Here is a 26,336-nt window from a genome sequence, read left to right as displayed (position 1 = left end):
ATATCCGAACAAACAGACTGTCTCTTCATCTGACTACGTGATATAACGCTGTGGTATTTATTACCGGAGGCTTTATCCGTCCACTGAAGAGAAGCAACAACGTGGATGCATTGTTAAATTATGAGCAGGACGTTCATTACGCTTTTTACCGCCCTTTTAACCCTTACCGCTTTCAGCGTTAACGCCGTCGATCAGCACTGGCGCAGCGCGCTTTAGTCCCCTCTCTGCCAGCAAATTTCTCTTTCTGCCGTTGCGTTACGCATCACGGTAAATCATGACGTTTATTTGTGGAGAAAACCCATGCGCGCCTGGGGATTATTAGCACTCGCTATTGTTACGGAAATCATTGGCACCTTAACCATGAAATGGTCCAGCCTGAATCAAAGCCAGACGGGATATGTGATCATGCTGGGGATGATTGCCTGTTCTTATCTCTTTCTGAGTTTCGCCATTAAGCGCATTGCGTTGGGTGTCGCTTATGCGCTCTGGGAAGGCGTTGGCATTATGCTGATCACCGTATTTAGCGTGCAGCTGTTTGACGAAACCTTATCGCTGATGAAAGTCTGCGGCCTGTTCACCCTGGTTGTCGGCATCCTGTTAATGAAAGCCGGCAGCGGTGAGGTCAAGGAGGCAGAACATGATCCTGCCTGATCTGATTCACTTTGCCTGGCTGGCGCTGGCCGTACTGCTGGAGATCGCCGCTAATATTTTACTTAAGTACAGCAACGGCTTTAAAAAACCCGGTTATGGGATTCTGTCGTTGGCCTGCGTGCTGCTGGCGTTTAGCGCGCTGTCTCAAGCGGTAAAAGGCATTGAGCTGTCGATTGCTTATGCCCTGTGGGGCGGCTTTGGCATCGTCGCGACCGTGGCAGCAGGATGGATTCTGTTTGATCAGCGGCTCAACCGAACAGGCTGGGCCGGGCTTGCCCTGCTATTACTGGGAATGATTATCCTTAAACTGGCCTGACACTGCGGGGACGGTGACGTCCCCCATTGTCATTTATGACGTCACGCGTATCAGGCGATGCGCAAAAACATCCCTACGCGCTCGGGAGGCAGTGCCGGTTCAAAACCATAGCGCGCATAAAAAACGGGCGTACCGTGGCTGGCGATTAAACTGATATAAGCTGACGGCGGTGCGTGACGCTGAATATAATTCATCAGCGCACGCATAATACGATCGCCTACGCCTTTCTTTTGATGCTGCGGGATCACTGCAATATCCGTAATGACAAAAAAGCATCCTCCGTCCCCGATGACCCGGCCAATACCAATGGGGCTATCCTGGTTATCCGACCGTTCCCGCGTGGTCTTAGCTGTACTGCATGAGCATTTGCAAAGCCTCATCAAAGTGGCCTTTCGCTTCGGCCTCGCGAAAATAGCGCACGCGCGCCACGCAGACTTCCGCAGGCGTTGCCCCGCTATGCAATAACGTCATCACCTCATCGGCAAACACATCAAGCGGCATACTGTTGGCATCCTGTGACTGTCCGGGCGCCAGCTCGGTCTGCACCTGGGGCGGGATAATCTCAATCACCTCCACCTTTCCCTGCAATAGCGGCCGAATAGCCGCCGTATAAGAATGGAGTGCCGCTTTGGTCGCACTGTAAGTTGGTGACGCCGGAAAAGGCACAAAAGCCAATCCTGAGGAGACGTTGATGATGGCCGCATCAGGCTGACCGCTGAGATGATCGATCAGCGCATCCGTGAGCCTGATGGGAGCAATAAAATTGGTTTCTGTCATTCTGGCTACCTCGCTCAGATCCCGCACTGTAGTGATATCTTCGGGGCTGAACACACCGGCATTATTCACTAAAACATTCACGTGCGGGTAGGTGCGCAGTAGTTGAGGAATGGCGTTGTTGACGTCGGCTGAATCCGTAACATTCATCACCCAGGTTGCAATGCGCTCTCGTCCGGCTGCCGCATCGTCTAAGGTTTCCTGCCGACGTCCGGTGATAATCACCTGATTTCCGGCGTCGTGCCAGCGATGTGCCAGTGCCCGCCCAATGCCCGATCCCCCGCCAGTAATCAACAACGTATTGCCACTCTTTTTCATGTTTTCGGTTCCCGTTTGACGTACCAGACAGCGTTAGCGAGCACATCATCTCGCCGTTCAATTATTAACCACAGCGTCAGAATCCTCTCACTTTTTTGTTTGCGGGTGGACTTGGCAACAGCGTTAAGGCTTAGTTACCGCCTTAGAGCCAGTATAACTAACTGATTAACGAGGTTTTACCATGTCTGCGACACGAGGTTGGTCCACGGAGCTGGAGGGGTTGCGTGGCATTGCTTCTCTTTGGGTACTGCTGGGGCACATCAGTTTGCTTATCCATTGCCATATCACCCTGATTTCCTCACCCGGCATTGGTGTGGATCTGTTTATCCTGCTTTCGGGTTATCTGATGGCGAAAAACTACGTAGAACGCCAGCATAAAGAGCCCTGGCAAAGTGCGGAAACCATCAAGAAATTCTGGTTACGTCGTTTTTTCCGCATCGCCCCACTCTACTATTTGCTGCTGGCCGTTGCGCTGATTTACGGCCCCTGGTTTGGTGAAATGCGCGATACCATTGCACAGTTTTATTCCGGCACCGCGACAGAATCCTCCCGCTATGCCGATCAGTCGTTGATGAACGTGCTAACGCACCTGTCATTCCTGTTCGGCTTGCTGCCCGCCTATGGGTTCAATACAACGCTGCCCGACTGGAGCATTGGGCTGGAAATGCAGTTCTATCTGCTGTTTCCCTTTATTATGCTGGCGGTGATGCGCTTTGGCTATGCCACCGCCCTGCTGAGCATTATGGCGCTGAGCTGTGCCGGTCGTTACCTGCTGCCCGACTACTATGAAGCGTTTGAAATGCCATCGATGATTCTGATTAAACTGAATATGTTTATTTCAGGTATGTTGCTGGCCGAAGCTGTTCGACGCAAATCCCTGCTTTATATCGTGTTTGCCCTAGCCGGTCCGGCAGTCAGCGTTCTTATCGGATTGGGTGCCATCAAGCTGCAGGTGATGCTGGAAGCCGTCATGATTATCGGTATGGCGGCCGTGCTGTGGCAGTATCAGGAAAACAGTCTGATGGCGAAACTGATCCAGATCCCACGCAAGCTTTTGAACAACCGACTGAGTACATGGTTAGGTGACGTCTCGTTTTCGGTTTATTTGCTGCACCTGCTGATCGTGATTCCAGCGATTGCGCTGTTGCTTAATCAGACGGATATCGAGTATCAACATGATCTGACGCGTTTCCTGATCGTATGCGCCGTGTCGATTCCGCTGACCTATGGACTGGCATCGTTACTGTTCAAATACGTGGAAAAACCGGGGATTAATCTGGGCAAGAGGTTCCTGGCGCCTAAGCCTGCACGCTGACCGAACAATGGCTCGCGAGTGCGAGCCATTTTATTCACTTCACACGGCTTTACCCACCTCGTGCTGCCTTTCCCTCACGTGTTCATCCGGTGACTCCGGCGTATCGGCGATGCTGCTATGGGTTTTTAATCCGGCGACATGAACGCGATCGATCCTGGTGTGCACCAGACCTTGTGCGGTTGCCCCAAATGAAATCATCAAAAATAACCAGGCCACGGCTAACGGTTTCTTCATTGCGCTTTCCCATGCTGTGAATGGAGTCGCTATAGTGAAGAAACTGGCGTAATGAAGTGTCTGATAAACTTAAAATTCGCGTCAAGATTGTTACCTTGATCACATATTCTTGCTGCTGTTTATCCTCTCTTTCTGCGGGCACAGCACCCGGTTGCATCCTGCTATCTCGGCACCCGGTGTTATCCGTTCGGTAATGTTGCGTCCTCTCCGCGGAGAGAGGATGGCATCGCCGTGTGCGATAGGCGTTATGCGTTAAGGCACTGGCTAAAGCCTGATAGCAGGTCGCGGGCATAATCCTGATGTCCGCTGAATCAGCGCTATCAGGGTTAATCGCAACCACCATTATAATTTATGTTTTCACCGAGAATCCGCGCTCAAACCGATTAAACACATCAACCTGCCATCTTAAATTCCTGACTTCTGCCTGAATATACTGCCCATAACAAAAATATCCCTCTTTATTGATTAAGATCATTTTTCTGATTTATAAAAATAATATTAAAGAAACTTATGTAAATTTTGCTTTTTTCGTTAATCCTTTTCCAGACTGGTGCCGATAGAGAACAAAACGGTAATCCATCGGGAACATCTACATGAAAATCTCTACTCGTCTTTCAATCGGTTTCGGTTTGTTAATTCTGCTTTTTATTATCTGTACCTCCGTCTCCCTTAACTCGCTGCATAACGCTAAAACGGGGATGGATGAGGTCGTGAATGTCAAAATGAGGAAGTACCAGCTTATTCTTGATATGCGCGGCGGGCTGCGGGATTTGGCGATAGCCGTGCGAAATCTGGCCTTACTTTCTGACACGAAAGAGATGCAGCCAGAATGGGAACGCATTGAAACACAGAAAAGCCTCTTCACCAAAAACCGTGAAACGCTCGAAACCATTATGCAGAGCCAGTCCACTGCTGAAGAACAAGCTGCCTTGAGTCACATCAAAGAACTTGAGGCCACGGTGATGGGTGCCTTTGAGTCCGCCGGGCAACTGGGACTGAAAAATGAGCGAGATGAAGCGACACGTTATCTCATGGAAACCCTGCGTCCGCTGCAACGCGATATGCTGAACGCCCTAAATAAAACCACCGACATTCTGATGCACAACAGCCGAAATGCGGTGGAAGTCAACAGCAATGCCACCAGTCGGGCCTCGCTGACCCTGGTGTTTTTATCCGTGCTTTCCGTGCTGTTCTCGGTGGCCACCGGCTATATGATAACCCGTGTGTTGATGCGCCAACTTGGCGGTGAACCGGCGCAGGCACAGGTGCTGGCGGCCACGATTGCCGCAGGCGATCTGACCTCCAGCGTCACGCTCCGTCGTAATGATTCCACCAGCCTGCTTGCTTCACTGGATGCCATGCAGGCCAAACTTCGTGGTCTGGTATCGGAAATTAAACAGACCTCGGGCAATGTCGCGCTGGCGGCTGAAGAAATCGCCCAGGGTAATACGGAGCTCTCCTCCCGTACCGAACAGCAGGCAGCCGCGCTGCAGGAAACCGCAGCCAGCATGGAACAGCTTACCGCCACAGTGAAAAGTAATGCCGCCGGTGCTCAGAGTACCGCATCTACGGCTCGCGAGACCGCCGTACTGGCACGCAGCGGCGAAAGCGACGTCCACCGGATGTCGGAAACCATGAACGAGATTTCGCTGAGCGCGTCTAAAATTCGCGATATCACCGGCGTCATCGAAGGGATTGCCTTCCAGACCAATATTCTGGCGCTCAATGCTGCGGTTGAAGCCGCACGGGCCGGCGAAGATGGCCGCGGTTTTGCGGTGGTGGCGGGCGAAGTCCGTACCCTGGCGCAGCGCAGCGCTACCGCAGCGAAAGAGATAAAATCACTGATTGAGCAGGCAGTGGAACAGGTTGGTAGCGGCGTCAAAGTCGCCAGCGGTACAGGTGACAGCATCCTGAAGATTGTCAGCATGGTGGGCGATCTGGCCAGTGCGATGGATGAGATCTCACTGGCCTCTTCCGAACAGATGCAGGGCATTTCTCAGGTCAGCGTTGCCGTCAGCCAGATGGACAGCGTCACGCAGAATAACGCCGCCCTGGTGGAAGAGTCATCGTCCGCTTCACAGTCACTTTCTGAACAGGCGCACGCCCTGCGGGGCATGGTCGAAGCCTTCAGGGTATAAATGCGCCCTCTTCATCTGGCAGAGATGACCTGACCGATCAGGTTATCTCTGCCATCCCGTTACGGGGACCGGGCCAGAACAGTGCGGCCTGGCCCCAGCCGGCCTCTGCGTCCCTGTCTGACTGCCATACCTCGCCCTCATAGATGATGAAATGCTTGCCCTGTTTATCTACCCGCGGCCCGCTGTAGCCGATGGCAATGCCGTCGCGTTTGACAATGTCCAGCAGGCGCTGCCGCGCTTCCCTGTCGGAAGGTCCGGCACTGAGTCGTGAAGGCAATTGCAGCATCTCTTCCAGGCTGTATTTGAAGCAGCTCAGTGCACAACGATTGGCATAAACAAATACCGGATCGGCTTCGCTACTGTGGGCCAGAATGCTGTACGGTGCATGTTCATGCAGCCACAGGTAGCGATCAACACGCTCATCGGGGCAATAAAGGCCGCGTCCGGTGAGTGCGCGGTAGCGTTCATCAATACGCTGCAATAAAGCCAGTTGGTTTTCCGTCGACATTATCAACTCCGTTACAAAAGGCAGGATGCGAGGAGGTAATGTGGCGGGATGCGTGTTGAAAATCAAGAATGGGTTACGGTGAAGATGAATGGCTCACAGGTATCTACCTCGCGCGCTGCGCACAGCACGGCTATCGCCGCTCAGTGCACGTTAGAATATTGGCATCTCCCGCGCTCCATCCACAGGGTGATCCATAACGGCATTCGATTCTGTTGGCTCGCCCTGTGTGCGCTGAAGTCAGCCAGCCTGAACGCAATCCCAGGCTGGCTGGCGGTTTAGCTCAATGGCGGCCAGAAGGCTTTATTCGCCTCGATAAGATCGTCGAGAATCGCGTTTGCGACCGTCGCACTCGGCACCGTTTTAGACAAGGTAATGGCCTGCCATAACTTTTGCCGGGAACGCTGTTCCCATGCCTCCACCACAAGCTTTTCGACCGCAACCTGCTGACTCATTAAGCCCTTCTGGAAAGTAGGAATGTCTCCAACCTGAAGCGCTTCCGCACCGTTATGACCGACCAGACAGGGAATTTCCACCATCGCTTCCGGGTCGAAATTGGAAATGGCACCCCGGTTAGGCACAATTAACAGCATACGCGCCTGAGTATTGAAGGCGATCGCGGTTGCCAGATCGACAATGTAGGAGGCATGTTCGTCTATCTCCAACTCGCCGGCAGATGAATGACCTGCATCGCTGATTGCCCTGCAGGCACTGAATACCTGCTTTTCACGATGCTCCATCACTTCATTAGCGCGGGTGCGTGCAGGATTGGAATGCGCGACCACATAATCTGGAAACAGATAATATTTCAGATAGGTATTGGGCAACGTCAGTGGGTCCAGCGCCTGCACATCGCGCGCCTTCACGAAGGTGTCGTTCCAACTCGGCTCTACTGACGACGCCTCTGAAGGCGGCACATAGCCGTGTTTCGCCACGTACTCACGCAGTTGTGGCATCAAATCATTTCCCTTCAGATCTTCAACAGCAGTCCACCAGCCAAAATGATTGAGTCCGTAGTAGCGTACCCGCATTTGTTTGCGGTCTTGCAGACCGACAATTTTCGCCATCCGACCTTCTATACCAATCGGCATATCACAAATGTTCAGGATCTTCGCCTCAGGTCGCAGGCGCCGCGTTGCCTCAGCCACGATGGCAGCCGGGTTAGAATAATTCAGCATCCAGGCATCGGGTGAGTACTGCTGCATATAATCGACGAGCTCAAGGACGCCGCCGATTGAGCGCATCCCATAGGCAATGCCACCCGGCCCACAGGTTTCCTGGCCCAGCACACCATGACGCAACGGGATTTTTTCATCTTGCTCACGCATGGGATATTTACCGACCCGTATATGCGCCATAACAAAATCGACGTCGCTAAATGCTTCCTGCGGATCGGTGGTGTAGCTGAACGCAATCTCAGGTGCCTGTTCCTGCAAGATAATCTGACAGGCCTGTGCAATAGTTTCCTGACGGGCGGCGTCATTATCGTAAAATTTCAGCTGGCGCAAAGGAAAGCGGTGCCGGTTCGCCAGGAGCATCAGCACAATACCCGGCGTAAACGTGCTGCCGCCGCCCGCAATTAAAACTGAGAATGTCTTCATAATGGTTTCTCCATGGAAGGTGTTGCTTCAGATTCGGCCTGGTCTTTCATTTGGCTTTCAAGTTGCTCGCGCACCTGGGGGACCTGTAAGCCCACGATGACCTGAATACCGTTGCCACGCCGGACGACACCGTGCGCCCCCAGCGCCATAAACGCGGCATCGTTTTGCGTTTTAGCCTCATCGACCAGGGTTATCCGCAGGCGCGTGGCGCAGTTGTTGATGTTGGCTATATTGCTGGCCCCGCCCAATGCATGCAGAAAACCCCGTACCTGATCGTGTTGCGGGTTCTGCCCATCAGATGAAGCAGACGCGTGTCGTGCTGCCCGGTAGTCGGCTTTGTTGTAAAGCCTGACTTCACTGTCCTCACGACCGGGCGTTTTCAGGTTCAACCGCAGGATGAGTTGGTGAAAAACCACAAAGTAGAGGCCCGTAAAAACCAGGCCAATGCCTATTTGGGTCAGGACCATGCCAGCATGATTAGGGAACATGGGTATCCAGTTTTGCGGCAGAAACTGATCCAGTAAGCCGCCGCCATAATTCCCCACGACGCCGCACATATACATTGCTGTCGCCATGCTGGCGGCCAGCACAGCGTGCACCGCAAACAACAGAGGCGAAATAAACAGGAAGGTAAACTCCAGGGGTTCTGTGATGCCGACCAGTACGGCCGTCAACGTGGCCGGAATTAATAACCCTGCGACTTTGATCCGCTGAAGCGGTGAGGCTGTCGAATAGATCGCCAACGCAATCCCCACTGCGCCAAACACTTTGGCATTGCCATGAAGGGCGAAACCGCCTTGAGGAAACAGTTGTTTGAGGGGTTGCGTGCTCTGGCTGAACGCCTGCAGATGCTCGGCCCAGTAAACCTGGATGCCACCTTCAACCACTGCCGGGCCAAAGATGAAAGGTCCATAAATAAAATGGTGCAGTCCGGTGGGGATCAGAATGCGTTCAAGAAAGGTATAAACCCACACGCCAACAGCGCCCGCATCGCGTAAAAACTGTTGAAGCGACTCAATGCCCATTTGAATTTTGGGCCAGCCAAACAGCGTTAACCAGGCGCAGGGAATCATCGCTAAGAAGGCAACAATGACCACAAATGATGAGCCCTGAAAAATACCCAGAAACACCGGCAGGGGTTTATCAAAATAACGATTGTGTAGCGCCGTCACCAGACCGGCGATGACGATGGCACCGATGATGCTGGTATCCAGCGTTTTTATCCCGGCGATCATGGCCAGTCCGCTTCCGGCTTCAGTGCCTTTGGAAAAATCGACGGAAAAAAAATCGCCCCAGGTGCTGCCCATGGCATTAATCAGGTAATTCCAGGTTAAAAAACTGACGACAACGGCCAGGCAGGCACGTCCCTGAGCCTGTTTTGCCAACCCCACCGGCAAGCCAACCGCAAAAATTAACGGCATATTTCTAAAAACCGTCCAGCCGCCTTCTTCAATAATGAACACTATTTGATTAAATAAACTATCTGGATGCGTTAGTGCTTCCCCTACAAATAAAGGATTGCGTAACATAATTGAAAGGCCAACGATGATGCCGGCAAAGGGAAATAACAATACTGGGGTAAACATGGCGCCGCCAAAACGCTGTATTTGACTGAGCATTTTAGTTCCTCACGCAACGACTCTAAGAATATATCGTTATAGTCAATGTAACCGCAGTCAAAATAAGGCAATAGCTCACCTGACATACGTGGTCACTGGCGAATTTGTGAGCACCCTCATGGTTTTATTTTTTAATCATGATGTCTATTTTCATGGTAATAACCAGACATCTTGCCGTGCGGTTAAAAAAAATAAAAATTGAGTTTATTTATAACCCCTGCACGCCTTAACGTTATGCTACGTATGTTGGCGGTTATGTCGCCATTCCAGGAGGTACAGAAGTGATCTATAAATGTATTGCTGACAAACTTCGTCTCCGGTTAAATTCACCCTACGTGGCAGTCGGTAGTGTTATACCGGCTGAAAAAGTGCTCGCCACAGAATTTGGCGTGGCGAGAATGACCCTACGTAAGGCAATAGATTTGCTGGTCAGTGAAGGGTTGCTGGAGCGACGACATGGCAGCGGAACCTACGTTTCAGGAAAGGATATTTGTCATGAAACCAGTTCGCTCACCGGGCTGGCTGAGGTATTACGTCTGCAGGGAAAGGAGGTTATTAGTAAAGTTCTGGCATTTGAATTAATCGCCGCGCCTCCCGCCGTAGCCAGTCAGTTACGCATAAACAGTGGTGAACGCCTCTTTTTCTCACGTCGGTTACGATATGTTGATGAAAAGCTGCTGATGCTTGAAGAAAGTTATATGCCAGTTAAAACATTTCCTGATCTTACCCTGGCCCATCTGGAAAAATCTAAATTTGACTATATCGAGCAGGAATGTGGCATTGTTTTAGAGGGCAATTACGAATCTTTGAGCCCGGTTTTATCAGATAAGCGCCTGTCGCACCTCATGAATATCGCTGAGAAAACACTGCTACTCAGAGTCGATTCGCTTTCATACAGCAATACGGGCGCATTTATCAACTATGCAGTGATGTACAGAAACACCTACGATTACCAGGTTAACTATCATTTACGACGCACCGGGTTGAGTGACTAAAGCTATCAGCAGTCTTCATCAAGGCGCGAGCGTGCTTCACTCCCGTGAAAGAAAATCACCGGTTCGAATCGCAGTTTAGTTTTTGAGACAGAGTTTCGTTAACACATTTTAAAATGTCGTTAAATTTAATGTAGCAGGCGATCGGATAAACTTGTCTGTTAATTTAACAAAAGCGTCACGCATAAGGAAAATGGGGGCACTTATTTCAAATTAAGGAAAATGCAGTTCTTTCCTCGTGGCACATCTTTAGCGATCCACTGCTGTGCTGCATAATAGCTTTGTAAAAATTATCCTCCTCCCTATCATCAGCCACGTTCAATTGGTTAATTAAATTTATAAGTCCTTTTAAAGGACCATTCCCCCAGAAACTTTCACCCTACATACAGATTTTATTATTTCAAAAATGTGCATTTTTATTAATTTTTTATATATTTTCTGCCGATAAGAACCCTGAACTTAACTTTCAGGAATTCTACGATGAAAATCTCAACGCGTCTGGCAATAGGTTTTGGCCTGTTAATTCTGCTTTTTATTATTTGTATTGTTATTTCTTTCAAAGCCCTTAATTCCGCCAGTGCCGGTATGGATGATGCGGTCAATGTTAAGATGCGCAAATATCAACTCGCCGTTGATATGCGAGATGAACTGAGAGATATGGCTATTGCAGCGAGAAACCTCGCGCTTCTTACCGATATCAAAGCAATGCAGCCTGAGTGGGAGCGGCTGAAACTGCAAAAAGCGGCTTATTTAAAAAATCGTGAAGCCCTTGAAACCATCATGCGTACGGACTCCACGGCCGCCGGGCGTGCCGCGCTGGAAAAACTTCAGGTCAATGAAGATCAGGTGCTCTCAGGTCTGGAAAAGGCCGGTCAGTTTGGTCTGGATAACCGTTCACAAGAAGCCATAAATTACCTGATGGTAACGGTGCGTCCTGCTCAACGTGCACTTCTCAGTTCTCTTAGCGAAATGACTACCGTTCAGTTGAATAACAGCCGTAAATCAGTCGAAGATAACAGTCGTTCAACCCGAACCTCAACGCTCATTTTGGTTATCCTGGGCCTGCTTTCCATCGTGTTTTCAGTCGTCACCGGATTTATTATCACCCGTGTGCTGATGCGTCAGTTAGGGGGCGAGCCTGCTCAGGCCCAGTCTATTGCGGCTGCGATTGCCAACGGTGATTTGACCTCCGCAGTGCTACTGCGTCGTAACGATACTTCAAGCCTGTTGGCCTCCCTTGACGGTATGCAGGCCAGGCTCCGCAGCCTGGTTTCAGAGATCAAAAGCTCTTCCGCTAACGTCGCGCTGGCCGCCGATGAAATCGCACAAGGCAATACCGAACTCTCTTCCCGTACTGAAGAGCAGGCTGCCGCCTTACAGGAAACCGCTGCCAGCATGGAGCAGTTAACCGCGACAGTGAAGAGCAATACCTCTGGGGCACAGCACACAGCGACATCAGCGCGCGAGACAGCCAATCTGGCTCAGCGTGGCGAGGCAGATATGCAACGGATGTCGGAAACCATGAAAGAGATTTCAGACAGTGCGACAAAGATCCGTGATATCACCGGCGTCATTGAAGGCATTGCTTTTCAGACCAATATTCTGGCGCTTAATGCCGCCGTTGAAGCCGCGCGGGCCGGAGAGCAGGGTCGCGGTTTTGCCGTAGTGGCAGGGGAAGTCCGAAATCTGGCCCAGCGTAGTGCTATCGCCGCCAAGGAAATAAAAACGCTGATTGAACAGGCCGTTCAACAGGTTGCAGACGGTGTGACAGTCGCGAGTGGAACCGGTCAAAGTATTCTGAAGATTGTTAACATGGTGGGTGAACTGGCAACGGCAATGGATGAGATCTCTCTGGCCTCGTCCGAACAGATGCAGGGGATTTCGCAGGTCAGCATCGCCGTGAGTCAGATGGACAGCGTTACCCAAAACAACGCCGCACTGGTTGAGGAGTCCTCCTCGGCATCACAGTCACTTTCTGAACAGGCACACGCCCTGCGCGGCATGGTTGCAGCGTTCCAGGTGTAACGCCCTTTAGCACAAGGCAATGAAACGTGACCGCGCCGGTTACGTTTCGGCCCTCCGGTTGCGGGGGCCGGGTGCTGTCGGGTGGATAACATATCAGACAATCTGCGCCGTCATGTAGCGTGCAGAAAGGCAAAAAAAGACCGAACACGATTCCTGTATTCGGTCCAGGGAAATGGCTCTCAAGGAGCCGTGCGCTAAAAGTTGGTATTGATAGAGGCTCTCGCCTTGCTAATAAAGCGTAGGACAACCCTGTAGATTTTCCAGCCAGCGCAGCGGCTCAGTCCATAAACCCGACAGGTTTGTGACCGGTAAGACAAATTTGCGGTGATTCGGGCACGTCACCGTGCCCTGAGTCTTATTGGGTGCAGAGCGCCTGGGCGCGTTCAACAATCGGTTGCAGACTCATCATCTGACCCGGATGTGCTTTATCGGGTGCCTGAATCACACTGATGGGCTGCGCTGTCACCCGCTTAGCATTGAGCTGGGCATCCGCTTTATCATTGAGCGGATACTGCATCAGAGTACTGGGATTGATGGCAAACAGCGATCCGTCTTTCTCGCAGGTTAACATCACCTCTTCACGATTAAATGGCCATTTGTCTTTGCCAATTTCAAAACGGCTGACGGTGATGATTTGCGCCGCCAGCGCCTGACCAGCCAGCGTTAATAACAGCAGTGTGGGGATCGCTCTCTTCAGCAACATAACTTACCTTTATCGGGTTCTTATCAATCAGGTTGGCGACAACGTGGCGAACACGCTGACCAACCCCACTACGCCGCATGCCAGCACAATTTCCAGCTGAGTCATACGAATAAACAGACGTTGCGCAGCAAGGCCCGCAACATGAAAGCGCGGGACCAGCCAGTAACGGTTCCAGAGCGCAATCAGCACCATAAGTGACACCAGCCCTGCCTTGCACAACAACAGTACAACATAATCATTGAGATGCCAGTCTACTGGCGACCCGGCAATCAGCAGGCTGTTAATCACACCGGTGACGATCGTTAAGGCTACAGCAATGTGACCATAACGGGAAAAACGCATCATGGTTCGGATGGCATCAGTCCGGAATTCAATATTACGTGCCACTCGCATCAGCACCAGTATCGGCACTAACCCGCCCGCCCAGAAGGCGGCGGCGACTAAATGTACTGCGTGGTTACCTTGTTGCAGCAGTCCGGTTATACCTTCGCGCATTGCGGCATGGCCGGTGAGCGCCAGGGAGCCGGTCTGCAGCAGGCCAGACAACAACCAGACCTGCTGACGTAGCCGCCCGCGCAGGCTTATCGCGGCCAGGCCGCACAGCGCAAACAGTAGCTGCCATTGCCATACCGATCCCCAGCGGGTTGAGAACACCGCCAACCAGACAGACATGTCTGACAGATTGTGCCAGTCGCCGCTCATCAGCACATTTTGCGTGGCCAGCATCCCCAACGCCGTTAACAGCGCCAGCCAGGCGCTTGCCTTCAGCAAGGGAAACAGACGGGTTGCCAGTGATGGCCGAAACGCAGCAGGTGCCAGCAGCGTGGTATAAAAGGTGCTTCCCACCAGCAATATCAACGCCGTGAAATGCAGCGCGCGCAGCACCAGCCACAACAGGGTCACAGATTTATTTCACGGTAAAAGCGTAACGTCCGTGCGTCTTATGCCCATCCACGGACAGCACGTGCCAGTTGACCTGATAACTGCCCTGCGCCAGCGGTTGGGCAAAATCCACCAGCAGGCGGTTGTGCTGCTTGCCATCCAGCCGGGCCTTTTCGCCTACGGCTTTATGCTGTGCATTGGTTACTTCAACGCCACTGAATGCCGCTTCCACATCTTCTGTAAAGGTCAGCGTAATGTTCTGTGGGGCGGGTGAAACCGCCGCGTTGGCTGCAGGCGTCGAAGACTGCAGATGCGCATGGGCCAGCGCGAACTGGCTAAAAGCCAGGGTGCCAGTGGCAACCAGGCCGATTACCACACGAGAAATCGCTGTTTTGTTCATCACATCATCCTGTTAGCTGTCGTTAAGGCCACGAGCGTGGCGCAAGAATACGCCGCAGCGATTTAACTGTCGAGGCCAGCAATGCTATCCTGTACCTTGCGCTATGCGGAGGAAAACATTCCGTTTGGCCACGTTTATCGGGAGAACATCATGAGTCATAACCTTGCCTTGCTGTCGCAGGAAGAGAAAGACAAAGTTAATGTCGATCTGGCGGCGGCAGGCGTTGCGTTTAAAGAGCGCTATAACATGCCTGTCGTGGCTGAAATGGTCGCGAATGAACAACCAGAAGCCCTGCGCGACTGGTTTCGTCAGCGTTTAATGCATTACCGTCAGGCCTCTCTCAACTTGTCACGCCTGCCCTACGAGCCTAAACAGAAATAATGATGCTACGCGTAATTGATACAGAAACCTGCGGGCTGCAAGGCGGCGTGGTGGAGGTTGCCTCGGTCGATGTGGTTGACGGCCAGATCGTCAATCCAATGAGCGATCTTGTGTCACCTGACCGGCCAATCAGTCGCCAGGCCATGGCCGTGCACCGCATTACGGAAGCCATGGTCATCGGCAAACCGCCGATTGAAGAGGCCGTCGCCCGCTATCACGGCAGTGCCTTTTATGTGGCACATAACGCCAGTTTCGATCGCCGGATGTTGCCGGAAATGCACGGCGAGTGGATCTGCACGATGACGCTGGCACGTCAGCTGTGGCCGGGCATCAAATATGGCAATCAGGCGCTGCGCCATAGCCTTAAGCTGGAAGTTACCCCGCCTGCGGAGTTACATGCCCACCGGGCACTTTACGACTGCTATGTCACGGCCGCCCTGCTCATCAGGATTATGGAAATCTCCGGCTGGAATGCGGAAGAAATGTGTCAACGCTCGCAGCCTGCCGCTCAACGTGATGATGTGCTGCCATTTGGCAAGTATCGTGGTCAGGCGTTGGTCGTGATTGCCCGTAAAGATCCGGGTTATTTGAAATGGATGCTGGATAACGTAAAAGATTTGCGCCCACCATTGCGGCAGGCGCTGCGTAAGTGTCTTAGTCAGCTTCCGTAAGATCTGCCGGTGGCAGGCTGCCCTGCGCAAGGGCGACAATGAAGGTGAGCTCAAGGGCTACGCCTTCATAAGCCTTATATCGACCGGACTTGCCGCCGTGCCCTGAGTCCATGTCGGTACAGAGCAGCAGCAGATTGTCATCCGTTTTATGCTCCCGCAGTTTTGCCACCCACTTAGCCGGTTCCCAGTATTGCACCTGTGAATCATGCAATCCGGTTGTCACCAGCAGGTGGGGACAGGTTTTTGCTTCAACATTGTCATAAGGACTGTATTGCCGGATATAGCGGTAGTATTCCGCCTCATTGGGATTCCCCCACTCCTCATATTCTCCGGTCGTCAGAGGAATAGACTCGTCCAGCATGGTGGTTAACACATCGACAAAAGGCACCTGTGCGACCACGCCATGATAAAGCGTTGGGGCCAGATTAATGATCGCGCCCATCAGTAATCCCCCCGCACTTCCGCCCATCGCGTAAAGCCGGTCTGAATGACCGAATCCGCGAGCCACGAGCGCATTCGTCACATCGATAAAATCGGTGAAGCTGTTCATTTTATTCAGCAGTCGACCACCGTCATACCACTGCTGTCCCATCTCCCCGCCGCCTCGCACATGCACCAGTGCATAGACAAAACCCCGATCCAGCAGACTGAGGCGACTGACGCTAAAATCAGCGTCCATGCTACTGCCATAGGCGCCGTAACCGTAAACCAGCATCGGGTTTTGCCCCTTCTGGAAATACTTGCGGTTGTACACCAGCGAGACCGGTACTTCTGTCCCGTCAGAGACGGTGATCCAATGGTGCTCGCTTTTGTAATCATCCGGATTAAAGTCTTTTACCGCACTCTGTTTCAAAATGCGGCGCTCGCCCGTGTCCATATCCAGTTCAAACAACGTGGCGGGCGTGGTCATTGACGAATAACCATAGCGCAGCTTGCTGGTGCGGGTCGTGGGGTTGTATGCCAGCCAGGTGACGTAGGTGGGATCGTCAAACGCAATGCCGCTGGTTTCTCCCGTTTGCCAGTTGATTTGCCGCAGGCTGGTCAGCCCACGCTGGCGCTCTTCCACCACCAGCCAGTCACGGAAGAGCTGAAAGTCTTCCATCACAATATGGTCGCGCGCCGGGATCACGGTTTCCCAACGTGACTCCTCCAGATAGCGGCTGCGATACAGGCCGAAATTTTTCCCATCGCGATTCGAGCGTATAAAAAACGTATGGTCATAATGATCGAGACTGTATTCGTGATCGCGCCGTCTGGGCAAAAAAACCTGTGGAATAGCGTCCGGGAAATTGGCATCAATCAGCTGAATTTCACTGCTGCTGGTGCTGTACAGCACGACCAGGATGAATTGTTTCGATGTGGTTTTATGGATGCTGAGGTGATAGGTATCGTCTTTTTCTTCGTACACTAACCGGTCGTCGCTCTGCGGCGTGCCCAACTCATGTTGCCAGAGCTGGTAAGGCAACAGGGTTTGCGGATGTTTACGTACGTAATAGAGCGTGCGCGAATCGCTGGCCCACGCGAAGCTGGAGGACGCATCGTTGAGCACCTCTGGATACCAACTGCCGTTATCCAGATTGCGAAAGCGGATACCGTACTGACGCCGGGAAAGGAAGTCTTCTGCCAGCGCCATTACCCGGTTATCCGGGCTGATGTGCAGCGCGCCCATGGTGTAAAAATCACTGTGCGACGCACGCAGATTCGCATCCAGCAGCAACGTCCACGCCTCGCTCTCCTCGCTGGCGGCTGGCTGTCGGTAATAGGCAGCGTATTCATTGCCGCTTTCATACCGGCTTTGATAGCGATAGCCATTTTTCACGTAAGGTACGGAGTGATCCTGCGGTGGCAGGCGGTCGATAATTTCATGCAGAATACGATGCTGTAAGGGCTGCTGTGAACCCATGATTTTTTGGCCGTAATTGTTCTCAGCGCGCAAATAGTCCAGTACGTCGCTGTCTTCACGTCTGTCATCACGCAACCAGTAATAATTATCAACGCGCGTCTCGCCATGCAACGAGAGTTCATAAGGTATTTTTTTTGCGCTCGGTGCTTTCATGTCATCCGTCCCGCTGAATGTAATGAACACTAAGCGTGGCACTAATGTAATCAGATGCCAAGTTAAGTACGAACATTGTTAATTAATTCAGGGCCATGTGGCGGCCCTGTACGGGATTAGCTGGCTTTCTGCTGGAGGATATCTTGCTGAATGCCATCACGGACATCCTGTGGGATTTTTAACGCATCGCCCAGTGCCGATAGATAGCTGCGCTCCATAAAATGGTCCACATCAATGGCGGCACAGCTCAGAAAATAGAGTTCAAGTGCCTCTTCTTCATTTTTGACATCAGCGGCGAGCCACTCAGGGTCCAGCGGTCGCTGCATAGCCTGCTGGATGAGCGTTTCGGCATCCTGACCGTAGCCTGCCTGATGAATATTTTGCTCAATCGCTGCGCGTTCCCGATCGTCGATATGACCATCACTTTTGGCGGCAAAGACCAGAGCGGTTACCAGACGTTCTGCCCGCTGATCCACAGGCGTTTGCCATTCGCCAAAGCCGGGGTCATTCTGATGGGTTTCCCGCACCCGTTGTTTGTATTTGTTCCACAGTACAGCCCCTGCTGCTGCACCGCCGCCGATAATCAATGCTTTGCCGCCGTAGCGGGTTAACAACTTCCGGGATGATTTGCTGGCCACCAGCATGCCTGCCAGCCCACCCAGTGCACCCGGAGCCAACATATCGCTCAATCCACCGCTGGATTTGCCATCGCTGCTTTTTTTAGCCAGCAGCGATTGAATCTGTTGCAGCCAGTTATTCATCGTTCACTCCCTTTACCATTCGGAAACATCATCATTACCAAAAAGATGTCAGGAAACGTCAGAGCAGGAAAAGTAGCGCAAACCCTGCCTCAAAAGCAGAAGGGGTGAGAACGCAAACGTTTTCGTATATACTGCGCGCGCATTTTGACTGCTTTGATTTTAGGTGGATTTATGACGACTCTCGGAACTGCGCTGCGCCCTGCCGCAACGCGCGTTATGCTGTTGGGCTCAGGTGAACTGGGCAAAGAAGTTGCGCTGGAATGTCAGCGTCTGGGTGTGGAAGTGATCGCGGTTGACCGCTATGCCGATGCGCCTGCGATGCATGTTGCCCATCGCAGCCATGTGATTAACATGCTGGATGGCGATGCACTGGCCGCCGTTATCGCGCAGGAAAAGCCTCACTTTGTCGTGCCCGAAATTGAAGCTATCGCGACCGATAAGCTTCTGGAGCTGGAGCAGCAAGGCCAGCACGTGGTGCCCACCGCACGCGCCGCGCGCCTGACCATGAACCGCGAGGGCATTCGTCGTCTGGCGGCAGAGGAGCTGGTGCTTCCTACCTCCAGCTACCGTTTTGCCGACAGTAAAGATAATTTTGTGTCTGCCGCCGCCGAGATAGGGTTTCCATGCATCGTTAAACCGGTGATGAGCTCTTCAGGTAAAGGTCAGAGCTTTATCCGGGATGCCAGCCAGCTGGAAAAAGCCTGGGACTATGCCCAGCAAGGTGGCCGTGCGGGCGCAGGACGCGTTATCGTCGAAGGCGTGGTGAAGTTTGATTTTGAGATCACGTTGCTGACCATCAGTGCCGTTGACGGCATTCATTTTTGTGCGCCCATTGGCCATCGTCAGGAAGACGGCGATTACCGCGAATCCTGGCAGCCTCAACAGATGAGCGAACTGGCACTGCAACGTGCTCAGCATATCGCTGAAACCGTGGTAAAAGCCTTAGGTGGCTATGGACTGTTCGGCGTGGAGCTGTTTGTCTGTGGCGATGACGTGGTATTCAGTGAAGTCTCACCCCGGCCGCACGATACCGGTATGGTGACGCTGATATCACAGGACCTGTCTGAGTTCGCCCTTCACGTTCGTGCTTTTCTTGGTCTGCCCATTGGTGCCATTCGTCAGTACGGCCCTTCTGCATCAGCCGTGATCCTGCCGCAGTTAACCAGCCAGAATGTGCAGTTCGTGAATGTGGAAGCCGCGCTGGGTGCAGGTTTACAGTTGCGCCTGTTTGGCAAACCGGACATTGAGGGCCAGCGCCGTTTAGGCGTCGCCCTGGCCTGTGCTGATACAACCGAAGAAGCCGTTGCGCGCGCGGTCGCCAGCGCGGCAGCAGTCAGCGTTCAGGGTTAATACCGTTTGCGGTGAGTCCAGGACTCACCGCACACTTTTGACTTGCTTTACTTCGCGCCAGCGACGGCGTCACGCGCCAGTTGGGTAATGCGTTGCCAGTCACCCGCTTCCAGTGCATCGTTGGGCACCAGCCAGGAGCCGCCGATGCAAAGCACGCTTTTCAGCGCCAGATAGTCACGGTAATTCGCTGGTGAGATACCGCCCGTCGGACAGAAACGGACCTGAGGGAAAGGCCCGCCGATAGCCTGCAGCGCTTTTACCCCGCCGTTGGCCTCCGCCGGGAAAAATTTGAATTCCCGCAAACCATAATCCATACCCGTCATTAATTCTGACACCGTGCTAATACCAGGAATCAGCGGGATCGGGCCTTCCACCGCAGCCTTGAGCAACGGCTCAGTAATACCCGGACTGATCACAAACTGAGCACCCGCGTCTGTGACTTCCTGCAGCTGTTGAGGGTTAAGCACGGTGCCGGCCCCTACAATGGCGTCAGGCACATGTTTGATAATGGCACGCAGTGCCTCCATCGCCACGGGGGTGCGTAACGTCACCTCAAGCACCTTGACGCCGCCTGCGACCAGCGCCTGCGCCATAGGAACCGCATGTTCCAGTTTATTAACCACAATTACCGGCACGACCGGTCCGGTTTTCAGAATCTGTTCGGCACTCGTTTTCCAGTTTTTCATCACATCCCCTGATGCATAACATTGGGAGCGGCACGCCGGAGAAAACACAGCGTCAGCCCTGTTAACAGCGCTACTACCATACAGGATTCACGGTTTATCCGTCTATTGCCAGTTGAGATTTTTAAAACGGCAGTTCATTTTTGAGAGTGAGTGCAAAAAAAAGCCCGCACGCGGCGGGCTGAGACATTTATTCAAATTCGTTCCAGGAACGACCATCACGGGTAATCATGGCGACGGAGGCAACCGGCCCCCACGTCCCTGCCTGATAAGGCTTGGATGAATCGCCATCTGCGGCCCATGCATCGATAATCGAATCCACATACGTCCAGGCGGCTTCCACTTCATCGCGACGCACAAACAGCGCCTGAATACCGCGCATGGATTCCAGCAACAGGCGCTCGTAGGCATCCGCCAGATGAGACTGGTTGAAGGTTTCTGAGTAGCTCAGATCCAGCTTAGTGGTTTGCAGTTTATGTTTATGATCCAGGCCTGGCACTTTGTTCAGGATCTCGATATCAACACCTTCGTCAGGCTGCAGACGAATAGTGAGTTTATTCTGTGGTAACTGAGAGTAGGAATCTTTGAACAGGTTCATCTCAGGGTTTTTGAAATACACCACAACTTCTGAACACTTTGTCGGGAGACGTTTACCGGTACGCAGGTAGAAAGGTACGCCTGCCCAACGCCAGTTATCGATATCCACGCGGATAGCCACAAAGGTTTCAGTAGCGCTGGTTTTATTCGCGCCTTCTTCTTCCAGGTAGCCTGGTACCTTCTTGCCCTGCACAAAGCCAGACGTGTACTGACCGCGCACCGTTTTTTCGCGGACGTTGGTTTGATCGATTGGACGCAACGAGCGCAGCACTTTCACTTTCTCATCGCGAATACTGTCGGCACTGAGATCGGAAGGCGGAGACATGGCGATCATCGTCAGAACCTGTAACAAATGGTTCTGGATCATATCGCGCATCTGCCCAGCTTTATCAAAATAGCCCCAACGGCCTTCGATACCGACTTCTTCGGCCACGGTAATTTGCACGTGATCGATCGTGCGGTTATCCCAGTTATTCACAAAGATGGCATTGGCAAATCGCAGGGCTAACAGGTTCAGCACCGTTTCTTTGCCCAGATAGTGGTCGATGCGGAAAACCTGGCTCTCGTCGAAATATTCGCCCACGCTGTCGTTAATTTCTTTTGACGTTTCCAGCGAGGTGCCCAGCGGTTTCTCCATCACGACACGCGCCGGCTTGTCATTCAGCTTCGCCTTGCCCAGTCCCTGACAAATGGCACCAAAGGTGCTTGGCGGCATGGCAAAATAGTTGATGGTGGTACGGTTTTTCTGATCCAGCATCTTACCCAGTCGTGGGAAATGCGAGGTATCATTCACATCAAGATTACAGAAGTCGAGACGGCTGCTGAGCTTGTCCCAGAGCGCTTCATCAATCTTTTCCTTCATGAAGGTTTCTAACGCTTCACGCACCACTTTGGTGTATTCAGCTTTATCCCACTCAGCCCGGCCCACACCGATGATTCGGGTTTCTTCATGAATCTGGCCCGCTTTTTCTAACTGATACAGCGAGGGCAATAGTTTACGACGGGCGAGATCGCCTTTGGCGCCGAAAATTACCAGATCGCATGCCTGGGCTATTTGTGTTACCGCCATTTTCCTCTCCTCGTTGCAGGATTGTCCCGGTGGCGTTGCGTCCTGAGCACCGGGTCCACGTTGTCATGTTCTTTCAGCACAATGTACTTTTTTCCCCAGGCCAGGTAAACCAGCCAGCGGCGTCACGACGCTAACTCTGCACCCAATTAGCATCTGAGGTAGGTTGACCCGTGCGCTTTCCTCTATTTTTCTGTGTCAAATATTGTCTGGCAAAAATCCAGCGTGGGCCTGATTATCGCAAAAAAAAGTGCTGCAGACTTATCAGACCTTGCGCCCCTGTCGGTCAGGCAGGGTATATTCTCTGTTAATTAACTGTAACAACAGCAATTATTCATTTTAACAGATACGCCATGCTTAGCAGGTCAGGACTATGTTGGATAAAATTCGTGCGCAGATGACTGTGCTCAGTAAGTCAGAACGTAAAGTGGCACACCATATTCTCGCCGCACCTGAGCAAGCGATACATTCCAGTATTGCCACGCTGGCTCGGGCAGCCGAGGTCAGTGAGCCCACGGTAAACCGCTTTTGCCGACACCTGGGCACGGCGGGTTTCCCCGACTTTAAACTTCAGCTTGCCCAGGCCCTGGTGAAGTCACCTAACTGGCTGAGTCGGGATGTGCAGGAAGATGACAGCGTTGAGCGCTACAGCGAGAAAATCTTCGATTCCGCCCTGGCCGGTCTTCAGCGGGTACGGGACAGCCTCGATCTTGCTGCCCTGCAACAGGCCGTGGTTTATTTAACGCGTACCGATAAAATTACCTTCTTTGGTTTAGGTGCGTCCGCCGTGGTAGCGCATGACGCCTTCAACAAGTTTTTGCGGTTTAACCTGCCGGTTATCTGGTCAGACGATGTGGTGATGCAACGCATGAGCTGTATCAACAGCCGCGACAACGAGGTGTTTGTTTTGATCTCCCATACCGGGCGCACCCGCAATATGGTCGAGCTGGCGCAGCTCGCGCGCGCCAACGGTTCTACCGTTATCGCCATCACGTCAGCAGGCTCGCCGCTGGCGCTTAACGCCACGCTGGCGCTGCTCGTCGATGTGCCGGAGGACACCGATATCTATCTGCCAATGGTCTCGCGACTGGCTCAACTCACCGTGATCGATCTGCTGGCTACCGGATTTACGCTGGAACGGGGGCCATCCTTCCGGCAGAACCTGAAGCGGGTTAAAGAAGCCCTGAAGGCCTCGCGCTACGACAAAACCGCTATCGCCGATAACGATATCTCCTGATTCACCGGCTGGTCGGGCAGCATCTGGCTGGCGCGTAGCCTGTGCGAAAAAGCGACCTGGCTTGCGTCTGGTCAATTAAGCTTTCGCTAAAGCCGTCCAGGGGATGACTTCCTTGGTGAGTCTCAGTATTGTATCTAAGAAAAATGCCTTTACTTTACTTCGTTAAGGCCCGGTGCCACAGTTCTGACACACTCGAATGTATAATAATACCTCTGTGTGGTAAGCATGATCTGATAGGTTAACCCCTTAAAATGTAATGATTCAGCTCAGTTCCAACCTCCAAAGGAATCCCTATGTCCCGACGTTTAAGAAGAACCAAGATCGTAACCACCCTCGGCCCAGCCACTGACCGCGACAATAACCTCGAAAAAATCATTGCTGCTGGCGCTAACGTCGTGCGTCTTAACTTTTCCCACGGCACCGCTGAAGATCACCAACTACGTGCTGACAAAGTGCGCCAGATTGCGGCAAAACTGGGGCGGCATGTTGCCATTCTTGGCGACTTGCAAGGGCCTAAAATCCGCGTTTCAACCTTTAAAGAAGGCAAAGTCTTCCTGAACGTCGGTGACCCTTTCCTGCTGGATGCATCAATGGGGAAAGGTGAAGGCGATAAAGAGCGCGTGGGCATCGACTATAAAGGTCTGCCTGAAGACGTGGTGCCTGGCGATATCCTGCTGCTGGATGATGGGCGCGTACAGTTAAAGGTGCTGGAAGTTCAGGGCGTAAAAGTCTTTACCGAAGTCACCGTTGGTGGCCCGCTCTCTAACAATAAAGGCATTAACAAACTGGGTGGCGGTCTGTCGGCCGAAGCGCTGACCGAGAAAGACAAAGCAGACATCCTTACTGCGGCAAAAATTAACGTTGATTACCTGGCCGTTTCCTTCCCGCGCTGCGGCGAAGACATGCACTATGCACGTCGTCTGGCGCGTGATGCCGGCTGTGATGCCCTGATGGTCGCCAAGGTGGAACGTGCTGAAGCGGTTGCCTCTCAGGAAGCCATGGACGACATCATTCTGGCCTCAGACGTTGTTATGGTCGCCCGTGGTGACCTTGGCGTCGAGATTGGCGATCCTGAACTGGTCGGTATCCAGAAAGCGCTGATCCGCCGCGCCCGCCAGCTTAACCGTACCATCATCACCGCGACCCAGATGATGGAATCGATGATCACAAACCCAATGCCAACCCGTGCAGAAGTCATGGATGTGGCCAACGCCGTGCTGGATGGGACGGATGCCGTAATGCTGTCAGCTGAAACCGCCGCAGGCCAGTATCCTGCTGAAACGGTGGCTGCCATGGCAAAAGTCTGTCTGGGTGCAGAAAAAATCCCAAGCGTTAACGTCTCCAAACACCGTCTGGACGTACAGTTTGACAATATCGAAGAAGCTATCGCTATGTCGGCGATGTATACCGCCAACCACCTGCAGGGCGTAACCGCGATTATCACCATGACGGAATCCGGTCGTACGCCCCTGATGACTTCGCGCATTACCTCTGGCTTGCCCATCTTCGCCATGTCTCGTCATGAGCGCACGCTGAACATCACGGCCTTATTCCGTGGTGTCACACCGGTGTTCTTTGACAGCAACAATGAAGGCGTGGCTAACGCCCATGATGCCGTAAATCTGCTGCGCGACAAGGGCTTCCTGGTGTCTGGCGATCTGGTTGTAGTAACCCAGGGTGACGTCATGGGTGCCACCGGCACAACCAATACAGGTCGTGTGCTGCGCGTCGATTAATTCCGCCTTTTTAGCCTCACCTGTATTACCATTGGAAACGCGACTGCCCTGCAGTCGCGTTTTTGTTTTTTGACAAGGAGGCCGGATGGCCCGTTACCAACCCATCAGCCAGCTCACTGGTCGCATGATGCTGTTTCCGCTGGCGATGGTGCTGTACGAATTTGCGACCTATATTGCTCACGATATGATTCAACCCGGCATGTTGCTGGTGACTGCCGAATTCGATGTAGGCGCAGAATGGGTATCCACCTCTCTCACAGCCTATTTACTGGGCGGCGTTGTGCTGCAGTGGTTACTTGGCCCGCTGTCAGATAAATATGGCCGTAGGCCAGTATTGCTGTTTGGGATTCTGTTTTTCGCTGCCGCCTGCATTCTGACCACCTGGGTCAGTGATATTCAGGAGTTTGTCAGCCTGCGTTTCGTCCAGGGCATCAGCTTGTGTTTTATTGGCGCGGTAGGTTATGCGGCCATCCAGGAAGCTTTTGACGAAGCCTTAGCGGTGCGCATCATGGCGCTGATGGCAAACGTGGCCTTACTGGCTCCCCTTGCCGGCCCGCTGGCGGGCGCAGCCTGGCTGACAGTGGGAAGCTGGCGCAGTATGTTTTGGCTGTTCGCCGCCTGTAGCGCTGTGGCATTTATCGTTTTATGGCGCGTCATGCCTGAAACCGCCGGGGATCGCACCCAGTCTGTTGCGCTGCCTGTGCTGGCACGCAACTACGGCCGTCTTCTCAAAGATCGTCAGGTGATGTTTGGCTCTTTCGCTATTGGGCTGGTGTTTATCCCCATCCTGACCTGGGTTGCGCTGTCCCCGGTGATTTTAATGCGGGATGAAGGGCTTTCCCGTATGCAGTACGCCCTGCTCCAGCTCCCGGTTTTTCTGGCGATGATCGCCGGCAACGTGACGTTGAGTAAGCTGGTAGGCCGGATGCCGATTGAACAACCCGTCAGGTTTGCGGCATGGCCGATACTGCTGGGCCTGAGCCTCGCCCTGTTAGCCACACTGCTTAACGCGCACAGCTACCTGTTTATTACGGCGGGGCTCAGTTTGTATGCGTTTGGCGGCGGAATGGTCAATGCCGGTCTTTATCGTCTGACGCTGTATGCCAGCGATGAGGGCAAAGGCAGCGTAGCGGCGATGCTGGGCATGGTCAGCATTATGACGCTGGCCACGGGCATTGAACTGGCTAAGCATTTTTATTTTAACAGCGGGGTGATCGGGTTTAGCCTGATTAACTTTATCAGCGGCATACTGTGGTTTGGTTTGGTGCTGATGTTTCTGCGCGAACGTAAGCGCCACGCAAAAGTGACGCCACTTTAAATCATGC

25 protein-coding genes are annotated in these 26,336 nt (G+C 52.8%); 12 read left to right on the top strand and 13 right to left on the bottom strand.

Translation table 11 applies throughout. The annotated features are described in order from the left end of the window. Positions 1-300 precede the first annotated feature (300 nt). Complete coding sequence (mdtJ, locus tag CMR03_RS07065) at positions 301-651, top strand: multidrug/spermidine efflux SMR transporter subunit MdtJ (RefSeq protein ID WP_096011174.1); 351 nt, start codon at positions 301-303, stop codon at positions 649-651. Continuing rightward, positions 638-967: a multidrug/spermidine efflux SMR transporter subunit MdtI gene (gene mdtI, locus CMR03_RS07060; RefSeq protein WP_096011173.1), complete on the top strand. Its 330-nt coding sequence runs from the start codon at positions 638-640 to the stop codon at positions 965-967. The genes mdtJ and mdtI overlap by 14 nt, the downstream gene beginning before the upstream one ends. 50 nt (positions 968-1,017) lie before the next feature. On the opposite strand, the gene CMR03_RS07055 is transcribed toward mdtI, so the two are convergent. Together CMR03_RS07055 and CMR03_RS07050 are read right to left on the bottom strand one after the other, a co-directional pair. After that, positions 1,018-1,347: a GNAT family N-acetyltransferase gene (locus tag CMR03_RS07055; protein WP_096011172.1), complete on the bottom strand. Its 330-nt coding sequence runs from the start codon at positions 1,345-1,347 to the stop codon at positions 1,018-1,020. Beyond that, on the bottom strand, positions 1,313-2,059 hold the full coding sequence (locus CMR03_RS07050) for an SDR family oxidoreductase (protein WP_096011171.1): 747 nt from the start codon (positions 2,057-2,059) through the stop codon (positions 1,313-1,315). Before CMR03_RS07050 ends, CMR03_RS07055 begins: the two co-directional genes overlap by 35 nt. Before the next feature lie 181 nt (positions 2,060-2,240). On the opposite strand from CMR03_RS07050, the gene CMR03_RS07045 reads away from it, so the two are divergent. Then, positions 2,241-3,374 carry an acyltransferase family protein gene (locus CMR03_RS07045; RefSeq protein ID WP_096011170.1) on the top strand — a complete coding sequence of 378 codons (1,134 nt, stop codon included), beginning with the start codon at positions 2,241-2,243 and terminating at the stop codon, positions 3,372-3,374. Positions 3,375-3,413: 39 nt separating this feature from the next. Here the strand turns inward: CMR03_RS07045 and CMR03_RS07040 are convergent, their stop codons facing one another. Continuing rightward, positions 3,414-3,608, bottom strand: coding sequence for a hypothetical protein (locus CMR03_RS07040; RefSeq protein WP_063879871.1), 195 nt, complete (start codon positions 3,606-3,608; stop codon positions 3,414-3,416). A gap of 593 nt (positions 3,609-4,201) precedes the next feature. Between CMR03_RS07040 and CMR03_RS07035 the strand changes: the two genes are divergently transcribed. Next, positions 4,202-5,746 (top strand): methyl-accepting chemotaxis protein, encoded by a 1,545-nt coding sequence (locus tag CMR03_RS07035; RefSeq protein ID WP_096011169.1) that lies wholly within the window; start codon positions 4,202-4,204, stop codon positions 5,744-5,746. Between the two features lie 37 nt (positions 5,747-5,783). Here the strand turns inward: CMR03_RS07035 and CMR03_RS07030 are convergent, their stop codons facing one another. The 3 genes from CMR03_RS07030 to CMR03_RS07015 all read right to left on the bottom strand — a co-directional run bounded on the left by CMR03_RS07030 (position 5,784) and on the right by CMR03_RS07015 (position 9,471). After that, on the bottom strand, positions 5,784-6,254 hold the full coding sequence (locus CMR03_RS07030; RefSeq protein ID WP_096011168.1) for an MEKHLA domain-containing protein: 471 nt from the start codon (positions 6,252-6,254) through the stop codon (positions 5,784-5,786). 275 nt (positions 6,255-6,529) lie between these two features. Further along, positions 6,530-7,852, bottom strand: a complete 1,323-nt coding sequence (locus tag CMR03_RS07020) for a 6-phospho-alpha-glucosidase (RefSeq protein ID WP_096011167.1) — start codon at positions 7,850-7,852, stop codon at positions 6,530-6,532. Continuing rightward, a complete protein-coding gene (locus CMR03_RS07015) occupies positions 7,849-9,471 on the bottom strand; it encodes an alpha-glucoside-specific PTS transporter subunit IIBC (RefSeq protein WP_096011166.1) in 1,623 nt (540 codons plus the stop codon). Before CMR03_RS07015 ends, CMR03_RS07020 begins: the two co-directional genes overlap by 4 nt. A gap of 281 nt (positions 9,472-9,752) precedes the next feature. On the opposite strand from CMR03_RS07015, the gene CMR03_RS07010 reads away from it, so the two are divergent. Beyond that, a complete protein-coding gene (locus CMR03_RS07010; RefSeq protein ID WP_096011165.1) occupies positions 9,753-10,466 on the top strand; it encodes a GntR family transcriptional regulator in 714 nt (237 codons plus the stop codon). Positions 10,467-10,943: 477 nt separating this feature from the next. Beyond that, a complete protein-coding gene (locus tag CMR03_RS07005; RefSeq protein ID WP_096011164.1) occupies positions 10,944-12,488 on the top strand; it encodes a methyl-accepting chemotaxis protein in 1,545 nt (514 codons plus the stop codon). A gap of 355 nt (positions 12,489-12,843) precedes the next feature. On the opposite strand, the gene CMR03_RS07000 is transcribed toward CMR03_RS07005, so the two are convergent. Genes CMR03_RS07000 through copC form a run of 3 tightly spaced genes read right to left on the bottom strand, consistent with a single transcriptional unit; the run spans position 12,844 to position 14,473 of the window. Continuing rightward, a complete protein-coding gene (locus CMR03_RS07000; protein WP_063879880.1) occupies positions 12,844-13,191 on the bottom strand; it encodes a YebY family protein in 348 nt (115 codons plus the stop codon). 27 nt (positions 13,192-13,218) lie between these two features. Further along, positions 13,219-14,094, bottom strand: a complete 876-nt coding sequence (gene copD, locus CMR03_RS06995) for a copper homeostasis membrane protein CopD (protein ID WP_096011163.1) — start codon at positions 14,092-14,094, stop codon at positions 13,219-13,221. 4 nt (positions 14,095-14,098) lie between these two features. Next, positions 14,099-14,473: a copper homeostasis periplasmic binding protein CopC gene (gene copC, locus CMR03_RS06990; RefSeq protein WP_096011162.1), complete on the bottom strand. Its 375-nt coding sequence runs from the start codon at positions 14,471-14,473 to the stop codon at positions 14,099-14,101. 150 nt (positions 14,474-14,623) lie between these two features. Between copC and CMR03_RS06985 the strand changes: the two genes are divergently transcribed. Together CMR03_RS06985 and exoX are read left to right on the top strand one after the other, a co-directional pair. Beyond that, positions 14,624-14,854 carry a DNA polymerase III subunit theta gene (locus tag CMR03_RS06985; RefSeq protein ID WP_019105100.1) on the top strand — a complete coding sequence of 77 codons (231 nt, stop codon included), beginning with the start codon at positions 14,624-14,626 and terminating at the stop codon, positions 14,852-14,854. A 2-nt stretch (positions 14,855-14,856) separates the two neighbouring features. Further along, positions 14,857-15,525, top strand: coding sequence for an exodeoxyribonuclease X (gene exoX / locus CMR03_RS06980; protein WP_096011161.1), 669 nt, complete (start codon positions 14,857-14,859; stop codon positions 15,523-15,525). On the opposite strand, the gene CMR03_RS06975 is transcribed toward exoX, so the two are convergent. Both CMR03_RS06975 and CMR03_RS06970 read right to left on the bottom strand, forming a co-directional pair. Further along, entirely contained in the window at positions 15,509-17,581 is a 2,073-nt protein-coding gene (locus tag CMR03_RS06975; protein WP_096011160.1) for a prolyl oligopeptidase family serine peptidase, read from the bottom strand. The genes exoX and CMR03_RS06975 overlap by 17 nt on opposite strands. Before the next feature lie 116 nt (positions 17,582-17,697). Further along, positions 17,698-18,342, bottom strand: coding sequence for a tellurite resistance TerB family protein (locus CMR03_RS06970; protein ID WP_096011159.1), 645 nt, complete (start codon positions 18,340-18,342; stop codon positions 17,698-17,700). Positions 18,343-18,513: 171 nt separating this feature from the next. On the opposite strand from CMR03_RS06970, the gene purT reads away from it, so the two are divergent. After that, on the top strand, positions 18,514-19,692 hold the full coding sequence (purT, locus tag CMR03_RS06965) for a formate-dependent phosphoribosylglycinamide formyltransferase (protein ID WP_096011158.1): 1,179 nt from the start codon (positions 18,514-18,516) through the stop codon (positions 19,690-19,692). Positions 19,693-19,739: 47 nt separating this feature from the next. Here the strand turns inward: purT and CMR03_RS06960 are convergent, their stop codons facing one another. Then, a complete protein-coding gene (locus CMR03_RS06960; protein WP_096011157.1) occupies positions 19,740-20,378 on the bottom strand; it encodes a bifunctional 4-hydroxy-2-oxoglutarate aldolase/2-dehydro-3-deoxy-phosphogluconate aldolase in 639 nt (212 codons plus the stop codon). A gap of 187 nt (positions 20,379-20,565) precedes the next feature. Then, positions 20,566-22,041, bottom strand: coding sequence for a glucose-6-phosphate dehydrogenase (zwf, locus tag CMR03_RS06955; RefSeq protein ID WP_063879888.1), 1,476 nt, complete (start codon positions 22,039-22,041; stop codon positions 20,566-20,568). Positions 22,042-22,411: 370 nt separating this feature from the next. Here zwf and CMR03_RS06950 point away from each other — a divergent pair, with 370 nt between their 5' ends. The 3 genes from CMR03_RS06950 to CMR03_RS06940 all read left to right on the top strand — a co-directional run bounded on the left by CMR03_RS06950 (position 22,412) and on the right by CMR03_RS06940 (position 26,329). Next, positions 22,412-23,275 (top strand): MurR/RpiR family transcriptional regulator, encoded by an 864-nt coding sequence (locus tag CMR03_RS06950; RefSeq protein ID WP_096011156.1) that lies wholly within the window; start codon positions 22,412-22,414, stop codon positions 23,273-23,275. A gap of 293 nt (positions 23,276-23,568) precedes the next feature. Next, complete coding sequence (gene pyk, locus CMR03_RS06945) at positions 23,569-25,011, top strand: pyruvate kinase (RefSeq protein WP_063879890.1); 1,443 nt, start codon at positions 23,569-23,571, stop codon at positions 25,009-25,011. A gap of 85 nt (positions 25,012-25,096) precedes the next feature. After that, positions 25,097-26,329 (top strand): MFS transporter, encoded by a 1,233-nt coding sequence (locus tag CMR03_RS06940; RefSeq protein WP_063879891.1) that lies wholly within the window; start codon positions 25,097-25,099, stop codon positions 26,327-26,329. Positions 26,330-26,336: the final 7 nt, after the last annotated feature.

This window comes from Pantoea allii (assembly GCF_002307475.1).
GTDB lineage: Bacteria > Pseudomonadota > Gammaproteobacteria > Enterobacterales > Enterobacteriaceae > Pantoea > Pantoea allii.
This window is presented reverse-complemented; position numbering and strand designations above follow the sequence as displayed.

Bases quoted from the DNA above. Each gene is read 5' to 3' on its own strand.
- mdtJ (WP_096011174.1), top strand. From the start codon at position 301: ATGCGCGCCTGGGGATTATTAGCACTCGCTATTGTTACGGAAATCATT.
- mdtI (WP_096011173.1), top strand. From the start codon at position 638: ATGATCCTGCCTGATCTGATTCACTTTGCCTGGCTGGCGCTGGCCGTA.
- CMR03_RS07055 (WP_096011172.1), bottom strand. From the start codon at position 1,347: ATGAGGCTTTGCAAATGCTCATGCAGTACAGCTAAGACCACGCGGGAA.
- CMR03_RS07050 (WP_096011171.1), bottom strand. From the start codon at position 2,059: ATGAAAAAGAGTGGCAATACGTTGTTGATTACTGGCGGGGGATCGGGC.
- CMR03_RS07045 (WP_096011170.1), top strand. From the start codon at position 2,241: ATGTCTGCGACACGAGGTTGGTCCACGGAGCTGGAGGGGTTGCGTGGC.
- CMR03_RS07040 (WP_063879871.1), bottom strand. From the start codon at position 3,608: ATGAAGAAACCGTTAGCCGTGGCCTGGTTATTTTTGATGATTTCATTT.
- CMR03_RS07035 (WP_096011169.1), top strand. From the start codon at position 4,202: ATGAAAATCTCTACTCGTCTTTCAATCGGTTTCGGTTTGTTAATTCTG.
- CMR03_RS07030 (WP_096011168.1), bottom strand. From the start codon at position 6,254: ATGTCGACGGAAAACCAACTGGCTTTATTGCAGCGTATTGATGAACGC.
- CMR03_RS07020 (WP_096011167.1), bottom strand. From the start codon at position 7,852: ATGAAGACATTCTCAGTTTTAATTGCGGGCGGCGGCAGCACGTTTACG.
- CMR03_RS07015 (WP_096011166.1), bottom strand. From the start codon at position 9,471: ATGCTCAGTCAAATACAGCGTTTTGGCGGCGCCATGTTTACCCCAGTA.
- CMR03_RS07005 (WP_096011164.1), top strand. From the start codon at position 10,944: ATGAAAATCTCAACGCGTCTGGCAATAGGTTTTGGCCTGTTAATTCTG.
- CMR03_RS07000 (WP_063879880.1), bottom strand. From the start codon at position 13,191: ATGTTGCTGAAGAGAGCGATCCCCACACTGCTGTTATTAACGCTGGCT.
- copC (WP_096011162.1), bottom strand. From the start codon at position 14,473: ATGAACAAAACAGCGATTTCTCGTGTGGTAATCGGCCTGGTTGCCACT.
- CMR03_RS06985 (WP_019105100.1), top strand. From the start codon at position 14,624: ATGAGTCATAACCTTGCCTTGCTGTCGCAGGAAGAGAAAGACAAAGTT.
- exoX (WP_096011161.1), top strand. From the start codon at position 14,857: ATGCTACGCGTAATTGATACAGAAACCTGCGGGCTGCAAGGCGGCGTG.
- CMR03_RS06975 (WP_096011160.1), bottom strand. From the start codon at position 17,581: ATGAAAGCACCGAGCGCAAAAAAAATACCTTATGAACTCTCGTTGCAT.
- CMR03_RS06970 (WP_096011159.1), bottom strand. From the start codon at position 18,342: ATGAATAACTGGCTGCAACAGATTCAATCGCTGCTGGCTAAAAAAAGC.
- purT (WP_096011158.1), top strand. From the start codon at position 18,514: ATGACGACTCTCGGAACTGCGCTGCGCCCTGCCGCAACGCGCGTTATG.
- CMR03_RS06960 (WP_096011157.1), bottom strand. From the start codon at position 20,378: ATGAAAAACTGGAAAACGAGTGCCGAACAGATTCTGAAAACCGGACCG.
- zwf (WP_063879888.1), bottom strand. From the start codon at position 22,041: ATGGCGGTAACACAAATAGCCCAGGCATGCGATCTGGTAATTTTCGGC.
- CMR03_RS06950 (WP_096011156.1), top strand. From the start codon at position 22,412: ATGTTGGATAAAATTCGTGCGCAGATGACTGTGCTCAGTAAGTCAGAA.
- pyk (WP_063879890.1), top strand. From the start codon at position 23,569: ATGTCCCGACGTTTAAGAAGAACCAAGATCGTAACCACCCTCGGCCCA.
- CMR03_RS06940 (WP_063879891.1), top strand. From the start codon at position 25,097: ATGGCCCGTTACCAACCCATCAGCCAGCTCACTGGTCGCATGATGCTG.